The sequence below is a fragment of the Paenibacillus zanthoxyli JH29 genome (assembly GCF_000520715.1).
Classification (GTDB): domain Bacteria; phylum Bacillota; class Bacilli; order Paenibacillales; family Paenibacillaceae; genus Paenibacillus_AQ; species Paenibacillus_AQ zanthoxyli.
The window spans coordinates 1-13,764 of the sequence record NZ_ASSD01000392.1; the positions used below are offsets into that span (position 1 = coordinate 1).

General features: G+C 51.5%; 9 protein-coding genes. All 9 read left to right on the forward strand.

Features of this window, described 5'->3' with window-relative positions; all coding sequences use genetic code 11:
* The coding region (locus tag L691_RS28985) for an Ig-like domain-containing protein (RefSeq protein WP_036737131.1) at nucleotides 1-260 on the forward strand (260 nt) is incomplete at its 5' end.
* Between the two features lie 96 nt (nucleotides 261-356).
* Nucleotides 357-1,289, forward strand: coding sequence for a carbohydrate ABC transporter permease (locus tag L691_RS0114645; protein ID WP_025691236.1), 933 nt, complete (start codon nucleotides 357-359; stop codon nucleotides 1,287-1,289).
* An 11-nt stretch (nucleotides 1,290-1,300) separates the two neighbouring features.
* The gene (locus L691_RS0114650) at nucleotides 1,301-2,140 is read left to right on the forward strand and encodes a carbohydrate ABC transporter permease (RefSeq protein WP_025691237.1); all 840 of its coding nucleotides are present in this window, start codon (nucleotides 1,301-1,303) and stop codon (nucleotides 2,138-2,140) included.
* 36 nt (nucleotides 2,141-2,176) lie between these two features.
* Entirely contained in the window at nucleotides 2,177-3,154 is a 978-nt protein-coding gene (locus L691_RS0114655) for a carbohydrate kinase family protein (RefSeq protein WP_232229191.1), read from the forward strand.
* 194 nt (nucleotides 3,155-3,348) lie between these two features.
* Entirely contained in the window at nucleotides 3,349-7,095 is a 3,747-nt protein-coding gene (locus tag L691_RS0114660) for a GH32 C-terminal domain-containing protein (RefSeq protein WP_025691239.1), read from the forward strand.
* Nucleotides 7,096-7,345: 250 nt separating this feature from the next.
* Entirely contained in the window at nucleotides 7,346-9,373 is a 2,028-nt protein-coding gene (locus L691_RS0114665; RefSeq protein ID WP_025691240.1) for a methyl-accepting chemotaxis protein, read from the forward strand.
* 250 nt (nucleotides 9,374-9,623) lie between these two features.
* A complete protein-coding gene (gene ppsA / locus L691_RS0114670) occupies nucleotides 9,624-12,239 on the forward strand; it encodes a phosphoenolpyruvate synthase (RefSeq protein ID WP_025691241.1) in 2,616 nt (871 codons plus the stop codon).
* Between the two features lie 80 nt (nucleotides 12,240-12,319).
* Nucleotides 12,320-12,652, forward strand: a complete 333-nt coding sequence (locus L691_RS0114675; protein ID WP_036737132.1) for an ArsR/SmtB family transcription factor — start codon at nucleotides 12,320-12,322, stop codon at nucleotides 12,650-12,652.
* 99 nt (nucleotides 12,653-12,751) lie between these two features.
* Nucleotides 12,752-13,764, forward strand: a 1,013-nt coding sequence (locus L691_RS0114680; RefSeq protein ID WP_025691243.1) for an NADH:flavin oxidoreductase, incomplete at its 3' end; no start/stop codon positions are given.

Consider the following 13,764-nt stretch of genomic DNA (forward strand, 5'->3'; position numbering starts at 1 on the left):
CGCTGAGGGTGGTGCTGAACAAGAGCAGCCTGGATGTTCCGGCCGGCGGCAGTGTGCAGGCAATCGCGTCGGTGCTGCCGTATACCGCGCCGCAGAAGCTGGTCTGGGAATCGTCCGACGGGACGGTCGCAAAGGTTGTGAGCGACGGAGGAACGACGGCAGTCATCAAGGGAATCAAGGAGGGCCAGGCCGAAATCAAGGCGCGGACTCCGGACGGCAAAGTCTATACCGTGCTCAGCGCGTTCGTTTACAAGCCGTAGCCATTAATAAAAAGAATCCGCCGCCTGGGGATACTTCCCTGCCCTTCGCGGGGCAGCGAACCCGAAGCGGCGGAAGGATTGGAGATGAGGTAACCTATGGCAAGTACCACAACAGCCGCCAAACCTGCGGCAAAACCTTTACCGAAGAAACGCCGGAATTCCTTTTGGAACGGCGAAGAGATGACAGCATGGTGGTTCGTGCTTCCTTCGTTCGCTCTGCTGATGATCTTTGTATTCTACCCTATGCTGCAGGCGTTCATTATCAGCTTTCAAAATTATAATCTGGTCGGCGGCACCCGAACCTTTGTCGGTCTGGACAATTACCGAACGCTGATGACGGATCAATCATTCCTCGCCAGCCTTAGGCATTCATTCTATTTTGCAGTGATTGTCATCCCGATTCAGACCTGTATTTCGCTTGGGATGGCGCTGCTGATCCAGAAAAAGGTGGCCGCAACCGGCCTGTTCCGAACGATTTACTTTATCCCGGTAGTTGTCTCGACGGCGGTAGCCGCGACGGTCTTTAAGCTGATCTACAACAAGGAATACGGCCTACTGAACAATTTCCTGGAGCTTTTGCATCTGCCGACGACGAATTTCCTGTCCAATCCGGATACGGCGATGAACGGTGTCATCATGCTTGGCATGTGGAAGGCCGTCGGGTTCTTCATGATCATCTTCCTGGCGGGCCTGAATAATATTCCCACGGATTTATATGAAGCGGCCAGAGTTGACGGCGCAAGCAAACTTCAGCAGTTCTTCCGGATCACGCTTCCGCTGCTTAACCGCACCACGGCTTTCGTAGTCATCATTACGACCATTGATGCGATCAAGATTTCCGGTCTGGTATTCGTTCTTACCAACGGCGGGCCGAACGGAGCGACTGAAACCGCAGTCTTCTATATTTATCAAATGGCATTCAAGCAAATGCAAATGGGATACGGAACGGCGGCGGCGTTCATTCTGTTCGCGATCGTACTCGTTATTTCGCTGGTGCAAATGAGACTGTTCCGGAATCAGGATTACTAGGAGGGAAAGAGATGAGCCGTATTGCAAGCTTCTTTAAATATACCATAATGATCATCCTTGCCATTGTGTCGATCATTCCGATCTTCTGGATGATATCGGGGGCGTCCCGTCCCTATGAGGAATTGTTCAAATACTCGAACAGCTTTAATATCCATTTGTTCGTGCCGGTGCATCCTACACTGCAGAACTTTAAAGACGTCATTTTCAATGAACGCAATCCGTTCCTAACTTACATCGGAAATACGCTGTTCGTTGCTTCCATCGTTACGGCGATGGTGCTGCTGATCAATGCCATGTCTGCTTTCGCTTTTGCCAAGCTGCGTTTCCGGGGCAAGGCGGTAGTGTTCGCCCTGTTCATGTCGGCCATGATCATTCCCGGAGAAGTAACGCTTGTACCTAACTATTTGCTCATGCATAACTTCGGCTGGCTTGATTCTTACAAAGCGTTAATTATTCCTTCGATGCTGTCCGTATTTGGCATTTTCCTGCTGCGTCAGTTCTTCGCGGAGATTCCGGACGAAATTCTGGAGGCGGCAAAAATCGATGGCGCGTCCATGCCGCGCACCTTTCTCCGAATTGTTCTGCCCGCGACTGTACCGCCTTTGATCACGCTGGGACTGATGACGTTCCTCGGCAACTGGGATTCCTATTTGTGGCCGCTGATCGTCATCAATGACGACAAGAAGCAGATGATTCAGGTCGCTATAGCCGCATTCTCGTCGGCAGAGGGAACGGACTGGTCGAAGATTCTGGCGGCGAGCACAATCTCCACCGTGCCAATTCTGATTATTTTCTTGTTCCTTCAACGTTATTACATCCAGGGCATTACGATGTCGGGTGTGAAGGGCTAAAGAAGCCCATAAATTAACTATAGACAGGAGCGTTAGATGATGGCTTATGATGCGGTAGCGATTGGCGAATTTTTGATCGATTTCACACCTGGAGGCATCTCTCCGGCGGGTAATCCGCTGTTCGAGCGCAATGCGGGAGGAGCGCCGGTGAATGTGCTGGCCGCGCTTGCCCGGCTGGGGAAGAGAACGGCGTTTATCGGCAAGGTGGGCAATGATCCTTTCGGACATTTTCTGCAGGAAACGCTGAAGCGGGAAGGCATCGATGACCAGGCCCTCGTGTTCACGGACCAAGCTCATACGACGATGGCTTTCGTCCATCTGGGCGAAGGCGGGGAGCGGTCGTTTCACTTCTGCCGGCAGCCTGGAGCGGACGAAGGTCTTGCCTTTGATGAAATCGACCCTTCGCTTCTCGGAAGCGCCAAGGTGTTCCATTTCGGCTCGGTTTCCATGACCTCCGAGCCGTCCCGCAGCGCCACATTGTCCGCTGTCAGGGAGGCTAAAGCACGGGGCGCCTGGATCACGTTTGACCCGAATTGGCGCCCGGCGCTGTGGCAAGATAACCTTCATGCCAAGCAGGCGATGGAGGAAGGTCTTGAGGAGGCGGATGTCGTCAAGGTATCGGAGGAGGAGCTTGTCTTTCTCACCGGAAAGAGCGAGCTGGAGGACGGGGCGGAGGAACTGCTGGAGCGGTTCCCGGTGAAGCTTCTGCTTGTGACGCTCGGTGCGGAAGGTTCCTATTACCGGACACGGAAGACCGGGGGCAGAGCAGCCTCCTATCCGGTTGTCGCGGTGGATACGACCGCAGCCGGAGACGGCTTCATGGGCGCGTTCATCGGCACGATGCTGGAGAACGGCCGGCCAGCCTGGGAGTGGAGCGACGGGGAGCTGCGGAAGGCATTGGCCTATGCGAATGCGGGGGGCGCTCTGGCGACGACGCGCCTTGGAGCCATCGCTTCACTCGCCGCTCACGAGGAGATTGAGGAACTGGTTAAGGGAGCGCCGGTCACAGAGTAATCCATCGTTACTCGCACGCTCTGGCGGCTGCATATGAAAGACATGCCGTCCAAATTTATAAGAAGGTAACAATGCAAGGCCGAGGCGGCGAACGTCCGGTCTTGCTCATTTGATATTAAGGGAGCGAATATATGAAAAGATCAAGATTTAAATTAACAGCATTTTTGTTAGCGCTTGCATTGGGGGTGTCGGTTTTGTGGTCTCCAGGGTCAGCACTAGCGGCGGGATGGGCGGGCAATACGCCCGGCTATTTGCCTGTGTCGGGAACGTGGACGCAGGATGGGGCGAACGGTCTGCGCGGGGTCAGTCCGGGCTCAGACAACTCCTTTAATATGTCGACGACGTCGGTGGGAGCGAACTTCGTATACGAAGCTGACGTGAAAGTGGATGCTTCTTCACCGCATGGCGTGGCCTCGCTGGTCTTTCGGGCGAGCGCGGACGGTTCAAAAGGCTATGTGCTCAGCCTGGACCCGAACCTCGACCGCATTCGGCTGTTCGATTATGCTACGGGAACCGACTTGGATACGCCTTTTTCCAAGACGATGAGCGCCGGCACATCCTATCATCTGAAGATCGCGGCTGACGGGAGCTCGCTGAAGGTATATGCAGATAATGTGCAGGCATTTAATGTAAGCGATACCAAATACAGCTCGGGGCTTACCGGCTTTCATGTATATAACGGTACCGCCTATTTTCAGAACGTCTACGTTAACGTGCTCAATACGAATATGACGGGCTGGAACACCTCGGGTACATGGAATCTGACTTCGCAGGGCTGGAAGGGTACGGCTGCTTCCAATCAGAACATTGCGGCCCTCTCTTCCACAAGCTCGGATGATTTCAATTATGAATCGGATGTGCTGATCACCGATCCGTACGCCCTTGGAACGCTGCTGTTTCGTTCGAATGCGGACGGGACGCAGGCTTACGGACTGCAAATCGATCCGAACCTGGACCGCTTAAGGCTTTACAAGACAGATGGAAATGTCACGCTGGCGCAGGCAGATACGCAGGTGGATACCGGCAAAGTCTATCATGTTCGGATCAAGGCGCAGGGTTCCTCAATCAAAATATACTGGCAGTATGATTTTTTGAATCCCACCGGATATAATCCGCTGCTCACGGTCACGGACGCTTCTTATATGCAGGGATTTGCTGGAATAGGGGTATACAACGGTTCGGCGGTATTTCAAAATATTCTGATCAGCACCCTGAAGACGAATCTGGAGGGCTGGACGGTTTCAGGCGGCGGCAGTTGGGTTCCGCAGCTGGGCGGGTTCAAGGGGACAAGTTCGGGAAGCTCGGATACCTATAATATAGCGGCGGAGGGCATGTCCAACTTTGTACTGGAGGGCGATCTTTCGGTAGATAACGGAACATCGCACGGCACAGCGGGCCTTGTGTTCCGCGCCTCGTCCGCGTCAAGCGGGGGATATGTGCTGAACATCGACCCGAATCTGGACCGTGTCCGTCTGTTCAACCGCAGCGGGGGAAGCACGATTGCCACGGCCAACATGAGCATTGATACCGGGCGGGTCTATCATGTGGAAATTATTGCAAGCGGTTCCAGCATCAAAGTCTATGTGGACGGCGGGGTGACGCCGGTTATTTCCGCGACCGATTCGGCCTATACGTCCGGCGTCATCGGGCTGAATGCATTCAATGGCACGGCTTATTTTCAAAATGTGTATGCTGCGGATTTAAGCCAATATTACAACGAAACGTACCGGCCGCAGTACCATTTTACAGAACCAAGAAACCGGTCGAGCGACCCGAACGGCTTGGTCTACTACCAAGGAGAATATCATATGTTTCATCAGCAGGACGGGGAGTGGGCTCATGTGGTGAGCACTGATTTGGCCCACTGGAAGCGTCTGCCGCTCGCCATTCCAAGAAATGATGCCGGCGATGCATGGTCGGGCGGGGCTGTGGTGGATTTGAATAATGTCTCCGGTCTGTTCCCCGGCGGCTCCGGCATAATCGCTTATTACACCTCATTTAACCCGGAAAAGCCTAATGGCAGCCAAAAGATACACATCGCGTACAGCAGCGATAAAGGACGCACTTGGACGGATTACGCGAACAATCCCGTGGTGGAAAATCCCGGAGGGAGCAACGGGAATTGGGATTTCCGCGATCCGAAGGTTGTCTGGGATGCCGATCACTCGAAGTGGGTAATGGTTGTGTCGGGAAACGACAATGTCCGCTTCTATACATCGACCAATCTTCTAAACTGGACGTATGCCAGCACGTTCGGGTATGGCGCTTATCTGCATGGAGGCATCATGGAATGCCCTGACCTGTTCCAGCTGCCCGTTGACGGCAACTCAGCGAACAAGAAATGGGTGCTGGTTCTGAGCACCGGGGCAGTCCCGGCTACGCAGGGTTCGGCGTCGGAGTATTTCGTCGGCAGCTTTGACGGCATGACCTTTACCAGCGACAATCCGGCGGCAACCGTGCTGCGGACGGAGCAGGGGAAGGATATGTATGCGGCGATGACGTTCGACGGAATCCCTGCGGCCGACGGGCGCCGGATTTCCATCGGCTGGATGTCGAACTGGGATTATCCTTTCAGCTTCCCAACCTCCCCGTGGAACGGGCAGATGTCCATACCGCGGGAGCTGAAACTGACCGACATTGCCGGGGCCGGCATCCGGCTGACGGAGACGCCTGTCACCGAAATGGATGCGCTCCGGGGCGCGGTCACCTCGATTAACAATGTCACTGTGACGCCGGCGAGCGCCAATCCGCTTGCGACGGTCACGGGCACGGCCTATGAAATCGACGCGGTGCTGGAGCTGCCAACCGGCAGTACGGCAACCGAATTCGGCTTCAATCTGCGGGAAGGCGGAGGACAGAAGACGGTGGTGGGCTATAAGACGGGTTCATCGGAAATGTTCGTGGATCGCTCATCCGCAGGTGCGAGCGGATTCACGGCCAACTTCCATCCGGTGCAGAGTACGGTGCTCCCGCTTGAGAACGGCAGAGTCAAGATACGCATTTACGTCGATCAATCCTCCGTCGAGGCATTCGGCAACGATGGCAAAGCGGTCTTCTCGGATATGATTTTTCCCGGGTCGGCCCGTAACGGTCTGAGCTTCTATACCACCGGCGGCGATGTGAAAATTGTCTCGCTGAACGCTTATCCGCTCGGCAATGTCTGGCGGTCCGAACCCGCCTCCGGCTCAACGCCGCAGAAGGTCGTTATGGACCAGACCCGCGTTCAACTGGCGGCAGGTTCCGTCTACCGGCTGTATGCGGATGTGCTTCCGCGCTCGGCAACCGATAAAACGCTCGTGTGGAGCTCCAGCAATCCGGCGGTGGCGTCGGTAGCCCAGGCTGATTCGGCCAGTGTGGACATCACGGCGGTGGCGCAGGGCAGAGCCGTCATCACTGCCACGACGCAGACAGGCGGAATTGCCTCGTCGACGGTCGTCGAGGTGGGCTCTTTTACGACAAATTTGACTGGCTGGAACAGTCTGCCCGTAGATTCCTGGAGGGTCACGGGAGACGGCGTCTCCGGCACGTTCGATAAAGACAGCAATTACATGTCAGGCGTAACCGGCACTGACTTTACTTACGAAGCGGATGTGAAGCTGGACCGGGCCGGAGGCGCGGGTTCGATGATTTTCCGGGCCAATGCCGACGGCTCAAGCGGTTATTATTTTAACATCGATCCTAATATCAAGGCGCTGCGGCTGTTCTACAAGCTGAATGGCGGCTTCTCCTCCAGTCAGATGCTTGCCAACATTCCGGCGACGATTATTTCCGGTACGTCCTACCATGTTAAAATCGTGACCTCCGGGACGAATATTAAGGTGTACCTCGACGGCGCTTCAACACCGATCATTGATGTTAACGACCCCACGTTCACCAGCGGTCATTTCGGACTCAACGTGTTTGGGGGAACAGCCAGCTACCAAAATGTGAATAAAAATTAAGCTCTGTAAGCGCGTGAATAAATAAAAAATCCGCCAGGCGAAATCATCTTCGTCTCGGCGGATTTTTGCTGTTTTATGTCTTGATTAATTGATTCGAGCTTGAATAATAAAATTTATCGGTTAAATTTGCGGAATTTGTCGAAAACTCTGTTCATTTTCGAAATAAATACCGATAAGAGCAGTAGTAATCTCTGTTCTAAGGGCGGCGGTTACCGACATAAGTACCGAATGTGCCGAAAGGGTGTAAAAAATGAAAATCCGTACAAAGCTTTCTCTGATGATTCTCGCTGTCAGCTTGTTCTCCACCATCGTAATGGGAATTTTCAGCTACTCCAAATCATCCAGTACTTTGGCATCCATGACCAATGCATCGATGCTGCATCTGAATTTGAGCAAGTCGGATACGATTGCCGCCATGATCGAGAAAGAGCAAAGTAATCTGGCCCTGATTGCCGGTGAACATGACATAGCCCAGCTGCTTGTTCAGGCGCAAAGCGGAACGGCCGATAACGGTCTTCGAGACTCCATTAATACCAGGCTGCAGGGTGTAGTTAAGGATGCGGGCAACCTTGAGCACTTGCTAATCGCCGACATGAACGGCACCGCCATTGCCGACAGTAATCCTTCATTGCTGGGCAAAAGCTTCGCCGACCGGGCCTACGCGAAGAAGGTGCTCGCGACTGGAGAGCCCGTGATTAGCGAGACGCTGAAGTCCAAGGCGACCGGCGCGTATGTCCTCGCATTTGTCAACCCGATTAAAGCTAATGGAGTGATGGTAGGATTTGCGGTATCCGCCGTCTATGCGGACAGCCTGACGACCTATTTGGGCGACGCGAAAGTGATGAACAGCAAATCAAGCTATGCATACTTGGTTGATGACCATGGGATGATGCTCTTTCACCCGACTAAGGAAAAGATCGGTAAACCAGTGGAGAACGAAGCGGTTAAAGCGGTAGTATCCCGCGTGCAGAAAGGGGAACAGCCGGCCGATGCCATCATTGATTATGATTTCAATGGCCAGGCCAAGAAGGCGGCCTATACCGTACTGCCAAAGACCAAATGGACACTGGTGCTGACAGGAGATGTCGGCGAGGTCATGCAGCCGGTCAATGAAATGACGACCTTCATCGTGCTGCTCGGTCTTATCAGTCTGGTGCTTACCCTGATGATCGGTCTGTTCACCTCCCGGAAAATAGCTGTTCCAATAACCAAGCTTACCGAACTCATTAATAAGACGGCCGAATTGGACCTGAGACACGACGACACATACGAATATCTATTGAAAAATAAAGACGAGACCGGCACCATCGCCAAAGCGACGATCCGGACACGCAGCGTGCTGCGGGATATGGCTGGCAGTATGATGAACATCTCCAGCCAAGTCCTGAACAGTGCGGAGATGCTCGAACGGTTGGCCGTTGAAGTCAGAGAGAACGCCCATGACAACGGAGCGACAACACAGCAACTGTCCGCAGGTATGGAAGAAACCGCTGCATCCTCAGAGGAGATGACTGCCGCGATTCATGAGATAGACAGTAATGTCAGCGAAATGGCTCAAAGGGCCAAGGAAGGCGGCAGAGTTTCTGCCGACATTAATGACCGTGCCTTGGCCCTGAGGCAGGGTATGAACGAGTCCACAGTATATGCCAAGGGGATTTACGATTCCGTTCGCGTTAAGATGGAGAAGGCGATTGAGGAGTCCAGCACAATTACTCAGATCAACGAACTGGCGAAGACGATTATGGATATAACGAGCCAGACGAATCTGCTCGCGCTTAATGCGGCGATTGAAGCGGCCCGGGCTGGAGAAGCGGGAAGAGGCTTTGCCGTTGTGGCCGGGGAAATCCGCAAGCTGGCGGAGAAGTCGTCGGAGACCGCGTCGGGCATTCAGGATATCGTGAAAGGAGTCCATACTTCCGTCGGTCAATTGAAGGACAGTTCGGAGGATCTGCTGTCCTTCATCGACGGGACGGTGCTGAGCGACTACGATAAGCTGAAAGAGGTAGGTGAGCAGTACAAGCAGGATGCCGAGCTGGTAAGCAATCTGATGCATGATTTTGAGAATTCCGCCAGTCATTTGAGCGAGACAGTATCTGCAATAACGATTGCAATTAACGAGGTCGCCGCGACGATTTCGGAAAGTGCCGCGGGTGTTCAAGACATAGCCGAGAAGACCTCCGATATCGTGGAGAAGACGTATAAGGAAGCCGATATGGCGGACGAGAATACGAAGAGCGCACGAGAGCTGCAGGAATTGATGGAGAAATTTAAAATTTAGGAAGAGCGAAGGGCTGTCTCCTGGTCATTTTCGATCACCTGGATACTAATGATAGCGAGAAATCAAAAAAGAACCTGGATAGTTTTATCAGGTTCTTTTATATTGCATATAAACAGACACGATGATATAATCAAATCGCGACTCTTAAAGACAATGGGCATAATTAGTCTATCTTACATTTTAATTGTACCATGCCGGTAAACTCTTGTCAAATGATTTTTCTCAACTTAATGGTTAGGAGAGATGCTGAATGAGTTCTTTGGTTCTCGGTTTTCAGGAAATGGGCAACACGCAGCTTTCACTCGTTGGCGGAAAAGGGTTAAATTTGGGGGAGTTATCAAAAATTGAAGGGATACAGGTACCCGGAGGATTTTGTGTTACAACAGTGGGGTATCAAAAAGCCATCGAACAAAACGAAACGTATCATGCTTTGTTGGATCAACTAACCGTGCTAACCGTAGAAGATCGAGATCAAATTGGTGAAATCAGCAGGAAGATTCGACAAACCATTATGGAAGTTGAAATTCCTTCCGATGTTGTGAAAGCAGTTGCTCACTATCTCTCCCAGTTTGGCGAGGAACATGCTTATGCAGTGCGTTCTAGTGCGACTGCTGAAGATTTGCCGCATGCCTCTTTTGCCGGTCAACAAGACACCTATTTAAATATCATCGGCTTCAATGCAATCTTGCAGTATATCAGCAAATGTTGGGCTTCCCTATTTACGGATCGCGCGGTCATCTACCGTATGCAAAATGGATTTGACCACAGGCAAGTTTATTTATCCGTTATCGTTCAAAGGATGGTTTTCCCGCAGGCTTCAGGGATTTTATTTACCGCTGATCCCATTACTTCTAACCGAAAGTTGCTATCCATCGATGCCAGTTTTGGACTTGGAGAAGCTCTGGTCTCCGGCTTGGTATCTGCCGATTGTTATAAAGTGCGGGAAGAGGAGATCGTCGAGAAGAGGATCGCAACCAAAAAATTGGCTATTTATGGACGGAAAGAAGGCGGAACCGAGACAAAGCAGATCGATCCTGATCAGCAGATGTCTCAAACACTTACGGAACAACAAATTTTAGGGCTGGCACGTATCGGAAGACAGATCGAAGCTTATTTTGGTTGCCCACAAGATATCGAATGGTGTTTGGCTGATGATACATTTTATATTGTCCAGAGTCGGCCAATCACTACTTTATACCCGATCCCTGAAGCGAATGATCAAGAAAATCACGTCTATCTATCTGTTGGTCATCAACAAATGATGACTGATGCCATGAAGCCATTGGGATTGTCTTTTCACCTGTTAATTACTCCTGCACCTATGCGTAAAGCCGGCGGAAGGCTGTTTGTTGATGTCACACATATGCTGGCTTCACCTGACAGCAGAAAAATGTTATTAGATGCCATGGGACATCACGATCCGCTCATGAAAGACGCACTTACGACCATAATAGAGCGAGGAGATTTCATAAAATCTTTACCAAATGATAAGCAAGAACAGAGTTCCGGTAAAAGCAATAAAAGTGTGCCGTCTACGGATTCTAGGGCACAATTCGAGAACGATCCGACAATCGTTTCTGATTTGATTAAGCGTAGTCAAACATCGATAGAAGAGTTAAAACAAAACATCCTAGCGAAATCGGGATCGGATTTGTTTGATTTTATTCTGGAAGATATCCTAGAGTTAAAGAAGATCTTATTTGACCCACAAAGTTCGGCTGTGTTTATGGCTGCTATAAATGCTACATCATGGATCAATGAAAACATGAACGAGTGGTTAGGCGAAAAAAACGCAGCAGATACTCTTTCTCAATCTGTACCGGACAATATTACTTCGGAAATGGGTCTGGCGCTACTGGGTGTCGCGGATGTGATTCGCCCTTATCCAGAAGTGATTGATTATTTGCAGCATGCAAAAGAAGATAACTTTCTGGATGAACTGGTTAAGTTTGATGGAGGAAGGGAAACCCAAGACGCTATCTATGATTATCTCAGCAAATACGGAATGCGATGTACCGGAGAAATCGATATTACGAAAACTCGTTGGAGTGAAAAACCAATTACACTTGTCCCCATGATTCTTGGTAACATCAAGAACTTTGAGCCTAATGCCGGCAATCGAAAATTTGAGCAAGGGCGGCGCGTTGCTTTGGAAAAAGAACAAGAGTTAATAGATCGATTGAAGCAATTACCGGATGGTGAACAAAAAGCCAAAGAAACCAAACGAATGATCGACCTTATCCGGAATTTCATCGGCTACCGGGAATATCCAAAATACGGCATAGTAAGCCGCTACTTCGTTTATAAGCAGGCTTTACTGAAAGAAGCCGAACAACTCGTTCAAGCTGGCGTTATCCATGACAAAGAAGATATGTACTATCTCACTTTTGAAGAACTTCACGAAGTCGTACGCACAAATAAACTGGATTACCGGATTATCAACAAACGAAAAGAGGATTACAAATGTTATGAAAAACTAATTCCCCCGCGTGTTATCACGTCTGATGGTGAAACACCCTCCGGTGAGTACAAACGAGAAAAATTGCCGGCTAATGCTATTGTAGGTTTACCTGTTTCTTCCGGAGTGATAGAAGGAAGAGCGCGTGTCATTTTAAACATGGAAAATGCCGATCTGGAAGATGGAGATATATTAGTCACCTCCTTTACTGACCCTGGCTGGACACCATTATTTGTATCCATAAAAGGTCTAGTCACCGAAGTTGGCGGACTGATGACCCATGGAGCAGTTATCGCACGTGAATATGGCTTACCAGCCGTTGTCGGAGTGGAGAATGCTACCAAACTGATAAAAGATGGGCAACGAATTCGCGTGCATGGAACAGAAGGGTATATCGAAATGTTGTAAGGGTTTTTCTTTTTGTATTTTTCTCATGAGCAGGACTTTTGGTATACTGGGAACAAACCAACTAAGAATGGGAGTCAAGAATGAATAACGAAGAAATACTTGCGGTGTTGAAGACGCTGTCTAATGAAACCCGTCTCAATATCCTTTGCTGGCTGCGGGAGCCGGAACAGATGAATGAGAATCTGCCGAACGTTATTAAAGAAGAGTTCCCGGGCGGCGTCTGCGTGGGAAGCATTCAGGAAAAATCCGGTCTGGCGCAGTCGGTCATCTCCTCGTACCTGTCCTCTATGCAGAAGGCCGGACTGCTGGAGTCCCGCCGCTATGGCCAATGGACTTATTATAGACGTAATGAGGAGGCGATCGCCGCCTTTTTGGAGGAATTTGCGGCCGGGCTGCAGGCCAAGAAGAAGTAATCCCAAAATGTTTTCACCAAAGGGCTTGCATTTTTGTTTGTTAATCCATATATTTATATTTATAGATTAACAGACAACCCTACAGGAGGAGAGAATAAAATGACCATATCCAAATCAGCAGAGGCTCTGTTCAAGCCTTTTGAAGGCGGACGGCTGAAGCTTGAAAATCGTATTGTCATGGCTCCAATGACCCGTGGCTTTTCGCCGTCAGGCGCTCCAGGTCCCGACGTGGCCGGATATTACCGCCGGAGGGCGGAGAACGGCGTCGGCCTAATCATCACTGAAGGAACCGTCATTAACCATCCGGCTGCGGCTGCTGATCTCGGTGTGCCGCATTTTTACGGGGAGGAAGCTCTGCAAGGATGGGCGCGTGTCGTCCACGAAGTGCATGAAGCCGGCGGGAAAATCGCTCCGCAGATTTGGCATACCGGTATGGCCCGCGAGAGGGGAAAATTCCCGGAATCGAATGCCGACCCGATCGGGCCGTCTGGCCTCAGCCTGACTGGCGAACCGGTATCAGAGCCGTTGACGGTTGAGGAGATTCACGGTCTCGTGCAGGCATATGCCCAAGCCGCTGCCGACGCGAAGCGCATCGGCTTTGATGCGGTAGAGCTACATGGCGCGCACGGCTACCTCATTGACCAGTTCTTCTGGAACGTCACCAACAAGCGTACGGATAAGTATGGTGGTGATCTCGTTGGCCGCACCCGATTCGCGGTAGAGGTTATCGAGGCGGTGCGAGCCGCAGTCGGCCCCGACTTCCCGATTATCTTCCGCTTCTCCCAATGGAAGCCGGTTAATTACGGCGCTAAACTGGCAGCGAATCCAGAGGAACTGGAGCGCTTCCTCACACCGCTGTCTGAGGCAGGCGTAGATATCTTCCATGCCTCCACGCGCCGATTCTGGGAGCCCGAGTTCGAGGGATCAGACCTTAATCTGGCGGGCTGGACGCGGAAGCTGACAGGCAAGCCTGCTATTACCGTCGGCTCGGTCGGCCTGGACTCCGACGTCATGAGTCTGTTCGAGGAAGGCAAGGGGGGGCAGGCTGCCGGCATAGACAATCTGATCGAGCGTCTGGAGCGCGGGGAGTTCGACCTCGTCGCTGTTGGTCG